Source organism: Mesorhizobium sp. M0037 (assembly GCF_040323635.1).
In the GTDB taxonomy this organism is placed as follows: Bacteria; Pseudomonadota; Alphaproteobacteria; order Rhizobiales; family Rhizobiaceae; genus Mesorhizobium.
On the sequence record NZ_JAMYVB010000026.1, the window covers coordinates 1 to 15,573 of the forward strand.

Genomic DNA, 15,573 nt, shown 5'->3' on the forward strand with positions numbered 1-15,573 from the left:
CAAGGGGGGAGATTGGCAGCCTGAACGCCGCGGCCAATCTCCCCCCTTGCGGGGGAGATGCCCGGCAGGGCAGAGGAGGGTGCCTCGCGCCCACCTCGCAAGTATTTCCCCATGAAAGTCCTCGTCCTCTACGCACACCCGGTGGAGACCAGCTTCAATGCAGGTCTGCACCGCACGATCGTCGAGCGGCTGACGGCCGCCGGCCATGAGGTCGACGATTGCGATCTCTATGCCGAGGATTTCGACCCCAGGCTGACGCGCGGGGAGAGGCTGGATTATCATAACCAACGCAGCCCTGCGGACCCGGCCGCGCCCTATGTCGAGCGGCTGCTCAAGGCCGAGGCGCTGGTGCTGTCATATCCCGTCTGGAACTACGGCTTCCCGGCCATCCTGAAAGGCTTTTTCGACCGCGTGTTTCTGCCCGGCGTGTCGTTCAAATTGGTCGACGGCAAGGCGCAGCCTTCGCTCCACAACATCCGCAAGCTGACCGCCGTCACCACCTATGGCGGCAGCCGCTTCCGCGCCATGCTGATGAGCGATCCGCCACGCAGATTGGTCAAGCGGATGCTGCGCGCGACGATCAGGCCCGGCGCCTCGGTGTCCTACCTCGCTCATTATTCGATGAACCTGTCGACCGACGAGACGCGGGCAGCCTTCATGGCCAAGGTCGCGGCCGGGATGGATGAATTCTGATGCGCGTGCTAGTGGTCTATTGCCATCCGGTGCCCGAAAGTTTTTGCGCCGCGATCAGAGATACCGCCGTCGACGTGCTGAAGGCGCGGGGTTGGGAGGTACGGCTGCTCGACCTCTATGCGGAGAAATTCGATCCGGTGATGGGCTGCGAAGAGCGACGCGCCTACAATGAGCGGGCGCCGGAGGATCCGGCCCTAAAACCGCATTTCGAGCATCTCGCCTGGGCTGAGGCGATCCTGTTCATCTATCCGACCTGGTGGTACGGGCTGCCGGCCATGCTGAAGGGCTGGCTCGACCGGGTCTGGGCGACCGATGTCGCCTTCAAGCTGGGCAAGGGGCGCATCACGTCGCTGATGACACATGTCACCAGGGTCGGCGTCATCACCACCTGCGGCGCGCCGACCTGGTGGAGCGTCGTCGTCGGCCAGCCCGGCCGCAAGACCTTGCTGCGCGGTATGCGCGCGCTGTGCGCCCGCCGCTGCCGGACGTTTTTCCTGGCGCACTACCTGATGGACGCCTCGACGCCAAGGACGAGGGCGGCGTTTCTGGTGAAAGTGCGGGCGAAGCTGGAGCGGTTTTGAGCTTCTTCACCCTACCCCTTGTGGGGAGGGTCGCGCAGCAAATGCCGCAAGGCGGCTTTTGCGAAGCGGGGTGGGGGGTCTCGTAGGGCGCACCCCCACCCCGTCTCGCAATCGCCGCTTCGCTCCGACTGCGAGCCGACCCTCCCCACAAGGGGAGGGTAAAAAGGTGCTACATCCTCGTCCGTTCCGCCTTGGGATCGTACATCGGCTTCAGCGATGCTTCCGCCGCAAAACGCTCGCCGGCGATCTCGATCTCGTAGGACGAGGCCAGCACATCCGCCTCGCTCTCGCCCTGGCAGGGCACATAGCCCAGTCCGATCGCGCCGCCGAGATGGTGGCCGTAATTCCCCGATGTGATCGGGCCGACGATCTTGCCGTCGCGCAGGATCGCCTCGTTGTGGAAGAGCAGGGGTTCAGGGTCTTTCAAACGGAACTGCACCAGCCGGCGCGACAGGCCGGCTTCTTTTCTCTTCAGCACCGCATCGCGGCCGATGAACTCGCCCTTGGCGGTTTTGACCGCAAAGCCGAGGCCGGCCTCCAGCACATTGTCCTCGTCGGTGATGTCGTGGCCGAAATGCCGAAACGCCTTTTCGATGCGACAGGAATCGAGCGTATGCAGGCCGCAAAGTTTCGGGCCGACATCCGCCCCCGCCTCATCGATCGCCTCGAAAACATGGGCAGCCTGGTCGGTAGAGACATAAAGCTCCCAGCCGAGTTCGCCGACATAGGTGACGCGGTGGGCGCGGGCGAGGCCCATGCCGATCTCGATCTCCTGGAAGGTGCCGAACGGATTGTTCTCGTTGGAGAAATCGTTAGGGCTGACTTTCTGGATCAGCTTTCGCGCATCCGGACCCATCAGGCAGAGCACGCTTTCTGCCGCCGTCACATCGGTGATGACAACGAATTCCTCGCCGACATGCCGCCGCAGCCAGGCGAGATCGCGTTGCAACGTCGCGCCCGGTACGACGAGGAAATAGGCCGTGTCCGACAGCCGCGACACGGTAAGATCGCTCTCGATGCCGCCGCGCTGGTTGAGCATCTGAGTGTAGACGATCTTGCCCGGCGCCACGTCCATGTCGTTGGCGCAGAGCCTTTGCAGGAACGCGCAGGCATCGCGGCCCTCGACACGGATCTTGCCGAACGAGGTCATGTCGAACAGGCCGACCTTGTTGCGGACCGCCAGGTGTTCCTCGCGCTGGTTGTCGAACCAGTTCTGCCGCTTCCAGGAATAGCGGTATTCGCGCTCTTGCCCTTCGCGGGCGAACCAGTTGGCGCGCTCCCAGCCGGCGACTTCGCCGAAGACCGCGCCGCGCGCCCTCAGGTGTTCATGCAGGGGCGATCGCCTGACATTCCTGGACGTTGCCATCTGCCGGTAGGGGAAATGGTCGGCATAGAGCAGGCCGAGCGTCTCGGAGACCCGCTCCTTGAGATACCTACGGTTCTTCTGGAATGGCTGGGCGCGGCGGATGTCGACTTCCCAGAGGTCGAAGGGCGCTTCGCCGTCATTGATCCACTGCGCCAGCACCATGCCGGCGCCGCCGGACGACACGATGCCGATCGAGTTGTAGCCGGTCGCCATCCAGTAGCCCGACAGCTCCGGCGCTTCGCCGAGATAGTAGCGGTCGTCGGGGGTAAAGCTTTCGGGGCCGTTGAAGAAGGTGTGAATGCCGGCGGTTGCCAGCATCGGCATGCGGTTGACGCCCATCTCGAGGATCGGCTCGAAATGCTCCATGTCCTCCGGCAACTGGTCGAAGCAGAAATCCTCGCTTATGCCGTCCATGCCCCAGGGCTTGGCCACCGGCTCGAAGGCGCCGAGCATCATCTTGCCGGCGTCTTCCTTGTAGTAGGCGCACTCATCCGGCACGCGCAGCACCGGCAGCCGGCCAAGGCCGGGGATCGGCTCGGTGACGAGATAAAAATGCTCGCAGGCATGCAGCGGGATGGTGACGCCGTTCTGGGCGCCGAGTTCGCGCGCCCACATGCCGGCGCAGTTGACGACGATGTCGGCCTCGATCGTGCCCTGGTCGTCGCCTTGCGCCCACGACACGCCGGTGACGCGACCGGCCTTGGTGTGGACCTTGGTGACCTTCACATTCTCGACGACTGTGGCGCCGCGCTGGCGGGCGCCCTTGGCCAGCGCCATGGCGATGTTGGCGGGATCGCACTGGCCGTCGAGCGGCAGATGCACGGCGCCAACCACATCGGACACGTTGAGATGCGGGTACATCTGTTTGACTTCGGTGGGCGAAATCTCGCGCACATCGACATCGAAGGCGCGGGCGAGCGAGGCCTGCCGGTAAATCTCGTGCTTGCGCTCCTCGGTCAGCGCCACGGTGATCGAGCCGACCTGGCGCATGCCGGTGCCGACTTCCGTTTCGGCTTCCAGCTTGACGTAGAGGTCGGCCGAATATTTGGCCAGCCGCGTCATGTTCTGCGAGCCGCGCAGCTGGCCGATCAGGCCGGCGGCGTGCCAGGTCGTCCCCGAGGTCAGCTGCTTGCGTTCCAGCAGCACGATGTCGGTCCAGCCGAGCTTGGCCAGGTGGTAGGCGACCGAACAGCCGGAGACACCGCCGCCGATAATAACCGCGCGGGCCTTGGTGGGAATGCTTCTGGTCATGCGGCCTCGCGGCGATAGCCGGATGCGAAGCGGCGCAGGCGTTTTGCGGCTTCCTGAAGCACCGGCTCCGGTTGGCAGAGGCTGATGCGGATGTGGCCGGCAGCGGCCTTGCCGAAGCTGGAACCCGGCATGACGCCGACACTCTCCTGGTCGAGAAAGGCCCAGGCGAATTTCTCGTCGTCGGGCTCGACGGCGGAGATGTCGAGCATGACATACATGCCGCCCTCCGAGCCGTGCACGCTGATATTGTTCATGCCGCGCACGGCGTCGAGCAGGACGGTGCGGCGCGCCGCATAGCGCTCGGCGATTTCCTTGACGCCATAGCGGTTCTCCAGCGCCTCGGCGCAGGCGATCGAGATGAAGGCCGGCAGGCCGTAGGTCGTCACCAGATTGAGATTGGTCAACAGCGTGATCATCTGCGTCGGGCCGGTCAGCCAGCCCATGCGCCAGCCGGTCATGCCGTGGCTCTTGGACATCGAATTGATGACCAGCGTGCGCTCGGCCATGCCGGGCAGGCCGCGCGGCGAGATGTGCTCGCCGCCGCCGAGCGTCCAGTAGACCTCGTCCGACAGCAGCCAGAGATCGTGCTCGCGGCAGATCTCGGCCAGCTCTTCCAGACGCTCACGCGAATAGACGGCGCCGGTCGGGTTGTTCGGCGTGTTGATCAAAATGGCGCGCGTGTTGGGCTTGAGCGCCGCGCGGATCATCTCGGCGTGCGGCTGGAAACCGTCTTCGGCCGGTGTCTCGACGACGGTGAAGCTGGCGCCGGCGGCGCTGAACGTGTTGGGATAAGTCGCGTAGTAGGGCGCCACCACGATAGCGTGGTCGCCCTGGTCGAGAACGGCCTGCACGGCCGCGTAAAGGGCAGCCTGGCCGCCCGGCGTGGCGATGACTTGGTCAGGTGCCGTCTCGACCCCGGTGCAAGCGGTCGAGGCCGCCGCCATCGCCCTGCGCAGGCGCGGAACGCCGGGAAGCGGGGTGTAGTGGTGGTTGCTGCCGCGAACCGCCGTCACGCAGGCTTCGATCGTCTGGCTCGGCGTATCGAAATCATGGTCGCCGACCGACAGCATGATGATGTCCTGGCCGGCCTCCTTGCGGGCCCATGCCTCGGTGTGGACCTCCCAGCCATCTTTGCCCGAAGGCACGATGCCGGAAATGCGCGATGAGGGTCTGGGCATCAGGATACTCCCGAGATTTCGTGGCCGGCCTGTTCGAGCTGATCGCGCAACGCGGCGATGTGGGCAGGGCCGACTTCGCAGCAGCCGCCGACGATGGTGGCGCCAGCGGCGACCCAGCCGAGCGCCTGGTCGGCATAGGCATCCGGATCAAGGTCGTGGCGTGCGTGCAGCACTTCGACCGTTCCGCCATGCTTGAGCGCTTCGACAGAGGTGAAGCCATTGGCATAGGCGCCGACCGGGCCGCCGAGGGCAATCAATTCGGGCAGTGCCGCGGCGATAGTTTCTGGCCGGCAGCAATTCACCAGGCGCGCTGCAACCGTCAGGCCGTCGAGGGCGTCCGCCGCTGCCGCTATTGTTTCGCCGCTGCGCAGCCGCGCCGCGCCGTGATCGGCGAGCGTCCAAGATACCCAGACAGGTTTGCCGCTTTCCGACGCAGCGGTAACGGCCGCACGGCCTTCCTCGGCTGAGGCCATGGTCTCGCACAGGAACAGGTCGACGCCATCGGCCTGCTCTGCGACGATGCGGCGATAGATGTCCAGCGTCTCCTGGAACGATATGGTCAGCGCCGGCGCATAGCTGCCGAACAGCGGTGACAGGCAGCCGGCGATCGCTGCATCGCCTGCCTCGTCGCGTGCCTGTCTTGCCAATTCGATGCCGCGCTTCTGCAAGGGCTTGAAGAGGTCTTCTGCTCCTTCCCGCGCGAGCCGCTCCGGCGTTGCCGAATAGGTGTTGATGGTGATGACGCGAGCGCCGGCCCGGATGAATTCGGCATGCAGGTCACGCACCAGATCCGGCTCGTCGATCAGCACCCTGGCCGACCAGAGCGGCGTCGGCTCGGAGCTGCTGCGGCGGACCAGTTCCTGGCCCATGCCGCCATCGGTGAGAATGACTTTCTTCATGCTCTCAGTCTTTCGTTTTTCGGATCCCACAGCGGCTCGTCTTTCTGCACGACTGCCTTGAAACGATCGCCAAAAATTTCAATCTCGATCGCGGTATCGGGTTCAGCCAGGTCGGCGCGCAGCATGCCGAGCGCGATCGATTTGTCGATGCGATGCCCCCAGCCGCCGGACGTCGTCTCGCCGACGATCTTGCCGTCATGCCAGAGCGTCGACACGGACGGCGCGTCGCAATCGCCTGGGTTTTCGACCACCAGCGTGACGAAGCGCTTCTTCACGCCTTGCTGCTTTTCGTTCTGCAGGGCTGCCTTGCCGCGGAAGTCGGGCTTGTCCCATTTGACGAAGCGCTCGAGCCCGCCCTGCAGGACCGTATAGTCGGTCGACAGGTCGCCCTTCCAGGTCCGGTAGCCCTTTTCGAGGCGCAGCGAATCCAGCGCATACATGCCGAACGGTTTCAGACCGTGTTTTTGTCCCGCCGCCCAGATGGCGTCGAAGATGGCGGCGGTGTCTCCCACCTTGGTGTGGATTTCCCAGCCGAGTTCGCCGGCGAAGGATACCCGCACCAGCTTCGCCCAGCGGCCGGCGATGGTGGTTTCCTGATGCGTCAGCCAGGGCAGCGAGAGATCCGCGCCACAGACATCGGCCAGGATCTTGCGCGAATTGGGGCCGGCGAGGATTTGCGTCGAATAGTCTTCGGTCCTGTCGGTGAGGGTGAAAGCCGCGTCCTTCGGCAGGCGCGACTTCAGCCATTCGAAATCGTGCCACTGCGCTACCGCCGCGGTGATCAGCGTCATCTGCTCTTCGCCATGGCGCACCACCGACATCTCGGTGACGATGCGGCCCTTGTCGTCGGCGAAATAGGCGAGGCCGATTCGGCCGGGCTTGGGCACCAGACCGGTGACCTGCAGTGCCAGCCATTCGGCTGCACCAGGACCTTCGAGGTTGAAGCGCGAGAAGCCGGGCAGGTCCAGAATGCCGGCGGCGTCGCGCACCGCCAGGCATTCTTCGCGCACGCGGTGCTGCCACGGCCCGTCGCGGCGGAAGGTGAGTGTTGCTTCTTCCGACGTGTCGTCACCGGGTTGCGCATACCAGGTGGCACGCTCCCAGCCATTATAGGCGTCGAACTGGGCGCCGAGTGCCTTGATGCGATCGTGGATCGGCGACAGCTTGCGGTCGCGCCCGGCCGGCCAGGCATGGCGCGGAAACTGGATGGCGTATTCGTTGCCGTAGATCTCCATACCCTTGGCGACACTATAGTCGGGGGCGGCCGCAAATGAGGTGAAGCGGCGCGGGTCGCAGGACCACATGTCCCATTCGGTCTGGCCTTGCGTCACCCATTCGGCCAGCACCTTGCCGGCACCGCCGCCCTGGGCGATGCCGAAGGTGAAGACACAGGCCTCGAACGCATTGGGAACGCCGGGCATCGGACCGATCAGCGGATTGCCGTCCGGCGCGTAGGGGATCGGCCCGTTGATCACCTTGGACAGGCCGGCAGTGCCCAGGATCGGCACGCGGGCTACGGCATCGGCAAGGTAGTGCTCGAGACGGTCGAGATCGTCGGGGAAGAGCTGGAAGGAAAAATCCTCCGGCATCGGGTCGTTGTGGGTTGCCCAATGCGCGCGGCAATTGCGCTCATAGGGACCGAGATTCATGCCGTTCTTTTCCTGGCGCAGATAGTAGGAGGTGTCGACGTCGCGCAGCAGCGGCAGCTTCTTGCCCTGCTCCTTCGACCACGCCACCAGTTCCGGGATTTCCTCGAACAATATGTATTGATGGCTCATCACCATCATCGGCACGTCTCGGCCGAACATCTTGCCGACTTCCGCCGCACGGTAGCCGGCGGCGTTGACGACGATCTCGCAGCGGATCTCGCCTTGCGGTGTCTCGACCACCCATTCATCGTTCTCGCGGCGCACGCCCGTGACCGGGCAGAAGCGGACGATTTTCGCCCCCATGTCGCGCGCGCCCTTGGCCAGCGCTTGCGTCAGCTGCGCCGGGTCGATGTCGCCATCGCTCGGGTCGTAGAGCGCGCCTTTCAGATCATGCGTCTCGATGAAGGGGTAGCGGCGCTTGATCTCGTCGGTGCCGACAATGTCGATGTCCATGCCCTGGTAGCGGCCCATGCCCTTGGCGCGCTGGAACTCCTGCATGCGTTCCTTTGTATGGGCAAGCCGCAGCGAGCCGGTGACGTGATAGTTCATGGGATAGTCGACCGCGTCGGCGAGGCCGCGATAGAGCTCGGTCGAATAGCGCTGCATGTTCATCAGCGACCAGGACGACGAGAAGGTCGGCACATTGCCGGCGGCATGCCAGGTCGAGCCTGACGTCAGCTCGTTCTTTTCGAGCAGCACGCAGTCGGTCCAGCCCGCCTTGCACAGATGGTAGAGCGAGGAGGTGCCGACGACACCGCCTCCGATGATCACCACGCGCGCCGTGGTCGGCAAACCGGCCATATGCTTCTCCCAAACCTGAAGCGCGCTGCGCTTCTATCTTTTTGCTTGATGCATGTCGTTTCCCAAACCGCTGCACACTTTGGGCGACATGCATTCAATAAACAGGCGGCGAAACCACCCAGATGACCACGGCCGGCTCGGTGCCGGGATTGCGCCAGCGGTATGGCTTGCGCTCGAAGCGGAAGGAATCGCCTTCGACGAGCCGGTGCCAGACGCCGGCTATCTCGATCTCGAAAATGCCAGAGGCGATGTAGCCGGCTTCCTCGGTTGGCCGCAGCTGCTCGCTCTTCATCTCGGCGCCCGGCGCGAAGATCGAACGCACCATCTCGAAACTACCGCCGAGATCGGGCGACAGAAGCTCCTCCACCAGGCCAGATTCGCTTGTGCCAAGCGTGCGCCGGCTGCCGGCGCGCACGACAAAGCCGCGCTCCTTTTCGATCGGCACGTCGTGGCTGAAGAACAGGCTGAGCGGCACGCCGAACAGGTCTGCGAAAGCCCTGAGGTCGCCAAGTGAAGGGATAGACAGGCCGCGCTCGACCTGGCTGACCCAGCCGACAGAGCGGCCAAGCTTCAGCGCGATCTCAGCCAGCGTCAGCCCGCGCGCCTTGCGCAGCGCACGGATGTCGCTCGCCAGCAGGCGCTCGTCAGGTCCCTGCAATGTTTTGGGAATAGCTGGGGCCAAAACGCTCACTTGATGAAAATCTGGAATGAATTTCATGAGAGCTCATGTCCGTGAAAAAATCAAGCGGATTTTCATGGGCACACAAGATTTGCTTGCGCCATTTTGGCGGTTCATGCAAAGGCTCTGGCACGAGCGGCGGGTGTGGGAATGCGGGTCGGCGACCAAGGATTGAAATCTGCGCAAGGTCTTCTCCGATAGCCGGTTCGGCTTTCGAAGTGTGCGCAAAGGGACGGCCCATGCTGGAAAAAAACGGCCTGGCAGCGCATAACGCGGCTGTTGTCGACGAGGCGATCATCTCGCGCCGTTCAGTGCGCGCCTTCCTGCCCGACATGGTCGATGACGAGACGATCCGAGCCATTCTTGGCGTCGCCGCGCGCGCGCCTTCGGGCACCAATATGCAGCCCTGGCGGGTCTATGTCGTCAAGGGCGAGGTCAAGCAGCAGATCACCGATGCCATCCTGAATTCCGGTATCCGCGCCGAAAAGGCCGATTGGGACGAGTATCGCTATTACCCCACCCAGTTCTTCGAGCCGTATCTCACCCGCCGCCGCGCCAACGGTTTCGGGCTCTACGGGGCACTCGGCATCGGTCGCCGCGAGGTCGACAAGATGCGCGCCCAGCACGACCGCAACTTCGTCTTCTTCGACGCGCCGGTCGGCATGATCTTCACCATAGACCGGCGGCTGAACCAAGGCTCGTGGATCGACTACGGAATGTTCCTGCAGAACATCATGGTGGCGGCGCGAGGCAGGGGCCTGCACACCTGCCCGCAGGCCGCCTTCGCGCCCTATCACCGGCAGATCCGGCCGGTGCTCAACATTCCCGACGAGGAGATCGTCGTCTGCGGCATGGCGCTAGGCCTCGAGGACACCTCCAAGCCCGAAAACGACTTCCGCACCGACCGCGTGCCGCTGGAAGAGTGGGTGACGTTCAGCGAATAGGGCTCGGCTAACGGCGCCTTATTCCACGTTCATCTGCGCGCCATGGCCGCTGACATGGGCGCCGTCCTGCGGTGTCAGTCTGAGATAGGCGATCAGCGCGCAGAGCGTGATGACGCCCTCGACCACGAACAGGATGCGGAAATCGTTGGTCACCGCCGGCCCGCCGCCGGCCAGGAACGACAGCAGCGCCGCCGCCAGGCCGACGCTGATCGCCACCCCTAGCTGCCACAGTATGTAGTAGAGCGCGCTGAAGCGGGCGAGCTGGTCGGGCGCGATGTCGGAATAGGCGAGATTGCCGGTCGACGCCCACTGCGCCGAGCGCAGGACACCGAAGGCAAAGATATAGGCAAGCACGATCCAGACCGGCGTGGTTGCCTCTATCAAGGCGAAGCCCGCTACCATGGCAGCAACGATCGGCGTGTTGACGACCAGCACGCGGCGAAAGCCGAAGCGGTTGAGCAGGCGCGGCATGAAGACACGCATGATCAGCGAGCCGATTGCGGCAACGAAAGTCAGCGATCCCGCCTGCACCGCGCTCATGCCGAAGCCGAGCTGGAACATCAGCGGCAAAAGAAAAACGACCGAGCTCAGGCCGATCGTGTCCAGCCCACCACCGGTGAGGAAGGAGATGCGAAAGGTGCGGATGCGCAGGAGTTTCAGGTCCAGCAAGGGGTTGCGGGCGCGCAGGCAGTAGAAGGAAGCAAGCGTCAGGATGACGATCGCCAGCGCCAGCTCGGCCGCGATCATGCTGCCGGCGGCGTCTTTCGCCGCAAGCGAATCCATGCCGAAGACCAGCAGGACCATGCCGCCGCCGACCAGCAGGAAGCCCGGGAAATCGAACGGCGTGCGCACCGGTTTGGTAACAGTCGGAAACAGCGAGGCGGCAAGAACGGCCGCCGCCAGCGCGAACGGCACGTTGATGAAGAAGATCCAGCGCCAGGAGATATAAGTCGTCAGCGCGCCGCCGACCAGCGGGCCGACCAGCGGTCCGGACTGGCCGGCCAGCGAAATATACATGTTGATCTTCAGCGTGCGGCTGCGCGGGAAGGTCGACAGGATGACGACCTGGCCGAGCGTCCCCATCAAGGCGCCGCCGAAGCCTTGCAGCGCGCGGGCGCCGACCAGCGTCCAGATGTCGTTGGACAATCCGCACAGCGCCGATGACGCGGCGAACACCAGCAAGGCGAAGCAGTAAACGTTGCGCAGGCCGAAGCGGTCGGCGGCCCAGCCGCCGAGCGGCATCGAGATGATCAGGCTGGCGACATAGACGGTGATCAACAGGCCGAGCTGGCTCGGCGGCCGGCCGAGGCTGTCGCTGATGCCGGGCAGGGCGGTGACCACGACATTCTGGTCGAGGCTGGTCATGAACACGCCGCAGGCGACCGTGAGCGGCAGCAGGAGCAAGGCTCTGGCCGACACATCGGCGCAATCCGTGGCGCCGGCGGATAGTTCTGCGGTCATGGGGATGTTCGAACCAAACGACGATGCCGACTCTGAGACGGGATCTTTTTAATCCCCTGGGCCGGTTGGGCCACGTTCCCCACCATGGGCTTCCATTGGAGCATTCTCTAGCGGCAGAACCGGCTGGCCTTGAGGCCAGAACGGCTTTTGGCCCTACTGAACCTCGTAGCCGACCTCCTCGCTGGCATGGCAGAGCGCCTTCCAGAACGATCGGGCGAAGGAGCGGAAGACATAGATGTCGAACTGGTCGGCGCCGGTGCGCTGGATCTGCGCAAAGACGTCGTGATGGGTGGTCGAACGGCCGGAGCCTGTGGGGAAGGCGGGCAGGGCGAAGTCGATGGCGAAGAATTTCGCCAGCACCCATTCGGCCTTAGGGCCGGCGATGCGGATAGCGGTGCGGCCATGCGACAGGTCGGTGATCGTGCCGATTGCCGGGGTTACGTCCCCAGCAAAACTCGCCGCCAGGCCCTCGGCCTCGTCGACGACTGTGAATTTTCCAGGCGCGAAACCGAACACGGCCTTGCCGTCCTTGGCGAGACCGCCGCCGGCGCCATCGGGCAAATCGAGGCCGGTGACCTTGCCGATCACGTCGATCAGTTGCTTTTCCGCGCCCGGCCACGCGGCCAGCTGCAGGATCGAGCCCGGCCGGGTCTCGGTCAGGATGACATCGACGCCATGCTCGAAATTGCCGTGCGAACCCGGATGGGACACCGGCTCGAGCGGCGAGAGGCGCTCGGGTGATTGGCGTTCGGGTGATTGGCGCTCAGCCATGCATGCGGCTCCCGTCCGGGTCGTAGAAATGGTTGGAGACGATCTCGACCGGCCCGAACCGCTTGCGCAGCGGATCGGAGACGAATGCCCGGGTGCCATGGCGCGCCTTGCCGCCCTCGACCAAAGCCAGCGCGATGTGCTTGCCCAGCGCCGGCGAGTAGCAGCAGGCGGTGATATGGCCGATGGAGTCGTGCGGATTGGCTTCGTCCAGTTCCTCGACGAGGTGGGCTCCGCCATTGAACGGCCGATTGTCGAGCGAGACTAGGCCGACCAGCTGCAGCCGCTCGGGCGCGATCAGGCCTTCGCGGTCCATCATCGCCGAGCCGATGAACGGCTTCTTCTTCGACAGCATCCAGTCGAGATGCAGGTCGCGCGCCGTAGTGCGCCCGTCGATCTCCGCGCCGGTGACATGGCCCTTTTCGATGCGCATCGTGCCCAACGCCTCCAGCCCGTAGGTGACCAGGCCGAACGGCTTGCCGGCTTCGACAAGCGTTTCCCAGACATGGGTGCCGTAGCCGGCGCCGCAATAGACCTCGAAGGCCATTTCTCCGGAGAAGGACAGCCGGCAAATCATCACCGGCACGCCTGATATCTCGCCGCGCACGATGCCCATGAAGGGCAGGGCTGTGTTGTCGACGGCGGTGCCGGTGACGCAGGCGGCGAGGATGGCCCGCGCCTTCGGCCCGCCGATGGCCGCGCCCGCCCATTCGTCGGTTACCGAGGTGACATGCACTTTGAGTTCCGGCCAGATGACGTCGAGGAAATATTCCAGATGCTGCATCACCTTGCTGGCGTTGGCCGTGGTGGTCGTCATCAGGAAATCCTGTTCGCCAAGCCGCCAGGTGGTGCCGTCGTCGAAGGCCAGCCCGTCCTCACGCAGCATCAGGCCGTAGCGGGCCTTGCCGACGGGGAGGGTGGAAAACATGTTGGTGTAGACGCGGTCGAGGAATTCGCCCGCATCCGGCCCCTGAACGGCGATCTTGCCCAGCGTCGAGACGTCGACGATGCCGGCGCTTTCGCGCGTCGCCCTGGCTTCACGGACATAAGCCTGCTCGACCGTCTCCCCGGCAAGGCCGTAGATCATTGGTCGATACCAGAGGCCAGCGGAATACATCGTCGCGCCATTGGCGAGGTGCCAGTCATGCATCGGCGTCAGCCGCTCCGGCTTCAGATCGCCGAAACGCTCGGCAGCGAGCGAGCCAATCGACACCGCGGAGTAGGGCGGGCGGAAGCGGGTCGTGCCGACTTCGGGGATCGGCTTGCCCAACGCCTCGGCCATGATGGCGAGACCCGGAACGTTGGAGTTCTTGCCCTGGTCGGTCGCCATGCCGAGCGTGGTGTAGCGCTTCAGGTGCTCGACCGAGACGAAGCCTTCGCGATGCGCCAGCCGCACGTCTTCGGCGGTGACATCATGCTGGAAGTCGACGAAGCTTTTGCCTTTCACCTTGATCTCGAACACCGGAGCCGGATCTGGGTTTCCCGGGGCTGCTTCGACATCCGGCAAGGCTGCCGGCGCAGCCGCTCCGCCCGCTGCGGACAAGCCGGCTGCGCGGCCCTCAGTGATTGCTTCGATGGTCGAGAAGCTTCCGTTGAAAGCACCCGCACCAATCCATTGCTGATTTGGCCAGCGCTGTTGCGTTTGCTTTGGCGGCAGGAAGGCCTGGCGCGCAGGATTCCACTCGGCTCTCGCGCCAGCCTGGCTGGCGAGGTGGATGGTCGGCGACCAGCCGCCCGACATCAGCAGGCTATCGGCGTGGATGCTGCGGGCGTCACCGCTGAGCGCGCCCGAGGTCATGTCGAAGCGCTGCACCTTGAGGCCGGAGAGCGCCTTGCCGCCTTCGGTGGCGACCACGGCATGGCCGGAGAGGATTTCGGCTTCGGCCTCGGTGGCGAGGCTGCGCATTTCGGCCGAAAGCTCGGGGCGCACATCGACGATGGCGACAATAGCCGCCCCGGCCTTCCTCAGCGCCAGCGCCGAGCGATAGGCGCTGTCATTGTTGGTGAACAGCGCGATCCTGTCGCCGGGCAGCACGCCATAATCGTTAGCATAGCGCTCGGCGGCATGCGCCAGCATGACGCCCGGCCGGTCATTGCCGGGGAACACAAGCGGCCGCTCGAAAGAGCCGGTGGCCAGCACCACCGTCTTGGCGCGGATCGCCCAGTAGCGATGGCGCGGCTCGCCCTTGCCGGGCGTTTCCTTGTGGTCGGTGACGCGCTCGAGCGCGGCTAGCGTGTTGCCGTCGTAATAGCCCCACACCGTGGTGCGCGGCAGCAGGCGGACCGTGTCATGGCCTTCGAGTTGGCTGACGGTGCGCGCCGCCCAGTCGGCGGCCGGCGCGCCGTCGATGGCCTCGCCGGACCAGTTGGCCGAGCCGCCGAAACGCGGCCCGAGTTCGGCCAGGATGACGCGCGCGCCCTGGTCGGCAGCGGCCTTGGCGGCTGACAGGCCGGCCGGGCCGGAGCCGACCACCAGCACGTCGCAAAACGCGTTCATGCGCTCGTAGCGCGAGGTGTCGGCGGCAATACCGGCGCGGCCCAGGCCGGCGGCGCGGCGGATGAAATGCTCGCAGAACATCCAGAAGCGGGTGCCTTTCAAGGGGCCGAAGACAGGGCCCATGAAGGTCTTGTAGTAGAAGCCGGCGGCCAGGATCTTGCCGCCGAGCTGGTTGACGGCGTTGATGTCCCAGGCGAGCGAGGGAAAGCGGTTCTGGCTGACGGCCACCAGCCCGTCATAGATCTCGACCATGGTTGCGGCGATGTTGGGCTCGCGCACTTCGCCGCGCAGCACCGTCACCAGCGCGTTCGGTTCCTCGACGCCGGCCGAGAGCAGGCCGCGCGGGCGGTGGTATTTGAACGAGCGGCCGAAAAGCGTCACGCCGTTGGCAAGCAGCGCCGAGGCCAGCGTGTCGCCGCCATGGCCGGTGTAAGGCGTGCCGTCGAAGGTGAAGCGGATGGTGCGCAGGCGGTCGATGCGGCCGCCGGTCTCGGTGCGGCGCGGGCTCACGACTTGCCTCCGGCCTTGTGCCGGGCACCGGCATTGTGGTCGACGCGGGCGAAACCGGTGCTGGAAATCTCATGCGTGACCGTGTTGCGCACCATCCTCAGATGGGTGCGGCAACCGCCGGAATGCTGCCAGATCTCATTGTGGTCGCCGGCCGGGTTCAGCCGGTCGTAGACATAGGCGTTCCAGGCGTCGAGATCCTGCGAGGCGGGCTGCGGGCGCTCGCGGTTGCCGTCGCCTTGATAGGTGAACTCGATGACGTCGCGCGGGCCGCAATAGGGACAAGTGATAAGCATTTG

At 64.9% G+C, this 15,573-nt stretch carries 12 protein-coding genes; 3 read left to right on the plus strand and 9 right to left on the minus strand.

Features of this window, described 5'->3' with window-relative positions; translation table 11 throughout:
* Positions 1–111: 111 nt before the first annotated feature.
* Together NKJ78_RS28040 and NKJ78_RS28045 are read left to right on the plus strand one after the other, a co-directional pair.
* Positions 112–693, plus strand: a complete 582-nt coding sequence (locus NKJ78_RS28040; protein WP_352460732.1) for an NAD(P)H-dependent oxidoreductase — start codon at positions 112–114, stop codon at positions 691–693.
* Positions 693–1,274 carry an NAD(P)H-dependent oxidoreductase gene (locus NKJ78_RS28045; RefSeq protein WP_352460731.1) on the plus strand — a complete coding sequence of 194 codons (582 nt, stop codon included), beginning with the start codon at positions 693–695 and terminating at the stop codon, positions 1,272–1,274. Before NKJ78_RS28040 ends, NKJ78_RS28045 begins: the two co-directional genes overlap by 1 nt.
* 169 nt (positions 1,275–1,443) lie before the next feature.
* Here NKJ78_RS28045 and NKJ78_RS28050 read toward each other — a convergent pair whose 3' ends face one another.
* The 5 genes from NKJ78_RS28050 to NKJ78_RS28070 all read right to left on the minus strand — a co-directional run bounded on the left by NKJ78_RS28050 (position 1,444) and on the right by NKJ78_RS28070 (position 9,055).
* A complete protein-coding gene (locus NKJ78_RS28050; RefSeq protein ID WP_352460730.1) occupies positions 1,444–3,891 on the minus strand; it encodes a GcvT family protein in 2,448 nt (815 codons plus the stop codon).
* Positions 3,888–5,069 (minus strand): pyridoxal phosphate-dependent aminotransferase, encoded by a 1,182-nt coding sequence (locus NKJ78_RS28055; RefSeq protein WP_023706109.1) that lies wholly within the window; start codon positions 5,067–5,069, stop codon positions 3,888–3,890. Before NKJ78_RS28055 ends, NKJ78_RS28050 begins: the two co-directional genes overlap by 4 nt.
* Entirely contained in the window at positions 5,069–5,968 is a 900-nt protein-coding gene (locus tag NKJ78_RS28060) for a homocysteine S-methyltransferase family protein (RefSeq protein ID WP_023730672.1), read from the minus strand. Before NKJ78_RS28060 ends, NKJ78_RS28055 begins: the two co-directional genes overlap by 1 nt.
* Complete coding sequence (locus NKJ78_RS28065; RefSeq protein WP_352562754.1) at positions 5,965–8,418, minus strand: GcvT family protein; 2,454 nt, start codon at positions 8,416–8,418, stop codon at positions 5,965–5,967. Before NKJ78_RS28065 ends, NKJ78_RS28060 begins: the two co-directional genes overlap by 4 nt.
* A gap of 94 nt (positions 8,419–8,512) precedes the next feature.
* Positions 8,513–9,055, minus strand: a complete 543-nt coding sequence (locus tag NKJ78_RS28070) for a helix-turn-helix domain-containing protein (protein WP_352460736.1) — start codon at positions 9,053–9,055, stop codon at positions 8,513–8,515.
* Positions 9,056–9,336: 281 nt separating this feature from the next.
* On the opposite strand from NKJ78_RS28070, the gene NKJ78_RS28075 reads away from it, so the two are divergent.
* Positions 9,337–10,041, plus strand: a complete 705-nt coding sequence (locus NKJ78_RS28075; RefSeq protein ID WP_023700347.1) for a nitroreductase — start codon at positions 9,337–9,339, stop codon at positions 10,039–10,041.
* An 18-nt stretch (positions 10,042–10,059) separates the two neighbouring features.
* On the opposite strand, the gene NKJ78_RS28080 is transcribed toward NKJ78_RS28075, so the two are convergent.
* From NKJ78_RS28080 to NKJ78_RS28095, 4 genes are all read right to left on the minus strand, one after another.
* On the minus strand, positions 10,060–11,502 hold the full coding sequence (locus NKJ78_RS28080; RefSeq protein WP_352460727.1) for an MFS transporter: 1,443 nt from the start codon (positions 11,500–11,502) through the stop codon (positions 10,060–10,062).
* A 153-nt stretch (positions 11,503–11,655) separates the two neighbouring features.
* A complete protein-coding gene (locus tag NKJ78_RS28085; RefSeq protein WP_050588551.1) occupies positions 11,656–12,273 on the minus strand; it encodes a sarcosine oxidase subunit gamma in 618 nt (205 codons plus the stop codon).
* A complete protein-coding gene (locus tag NKJ78_RS28090; protein ID WP_352460726.1) occupies positions 12,266–15,277 on the minus strand; it encodes a sarcosine oxidase subunit alpha in 3,012 nt (1,003 codons plus the stop codon). Before NKJ78_RS28090 ends, NKJ78_RS28085 begins: the two co-directional genes overlap by 8 nt.
* Positions 15,274–15,570 carry a sarcosine oxidase subunit delta gene (locus NKJ78_RS28095; protein ID WP_023710790.1) on the minus strand — a complete coding sequence of 99 codons (297 nt, stop codon included), beginning with the start codon at positions 15,568–15,570 and terminating at the stop codon, positions 15,274–15,276. Before NKJ78_RS28095 ends, NKJ78_RS28090 begins: the two co-directional genes overlap by 4 nt.
* Positions 15,571–15,573 lie beyond the last annotated feature (3 nt).

Excerpts from the sequence above, each read along its gene's own strand:
- NKJ78_RS28040 (WP_352460732.1), top strand. The coding sequence starts at position 112 with ATGAAAGTCCTCGTCCTCTACGCACACCCGGTGGAGACCAGCTTCAAT.
- NKJ78_RS28045 (WP_352460731.1), top strand. The coding sequence starts at position 693 with ATGCGCGTGCTAGTGGTCTATTGCCATCCGGTGCCCGAAAGTTTTTGC.
- NKJ78_RS28050 (WP_352460730.1), bottom strand. The coding sequence starts at position 3,891 with ATGACCAGAAGCATTCCCACCAAGGCCCGCGCGGTTATTATCGGCGGC.
- NKJ78_RS28055 (WP_023706109.1), bottom strand. The coding sequence starts at position 5,069 with ATGCCCAGACCCTCATCGCGCATTTCCGGCATCGTGCCTTCGGGCAAA.
- NKJ78_RS28060 (WP_023730672.1), bottom strand. The coding sequence starts at position 5,968 with ATGAAGAAAGTCATTCTCACCGATGGCGGCATGGGCCAGGAACTGGTC.
- NKJ78_RS28065 (WP_352562754.1), bottom strand. The coding sequence starts at position 8,418 with ATGGCCGGTTTGCCGACCACGGCGCGCGTGGTGATCATCGGAGGCGGT.
- NKJ78_RS28075 (WP_023700347.1), top strand. The coding sequence starts at position 9,337 with ATGCTGGAAAAAAACGGCCTGGCAGCGCATAACGCGGCTGTTGTCGAC.
- NKJ78_RS28080 (WP_352460727.1), bottom strand. The coding sequence starts at position 11,502 with ATGACCGCAGAACTATCCGCCGGCGCCACGGATTGCGCCGATGTGTCG.
- NKJ78_RS28085 (WP_050588551.1), bottom strand. The coding sequence starts at position 12,273 with ATGGCTGAGCGCCAATCACCCGAACGCCAATCACCCGAGCGCCTCTCG.
- NKJ78_RS28095 (WP_023710790.1), bottom strand. The coding sequence starts at position 15,570 with ATGCTTATCACTTGTCCCTATTGCGGCCCGCGCGACGTCATCGAGTTC.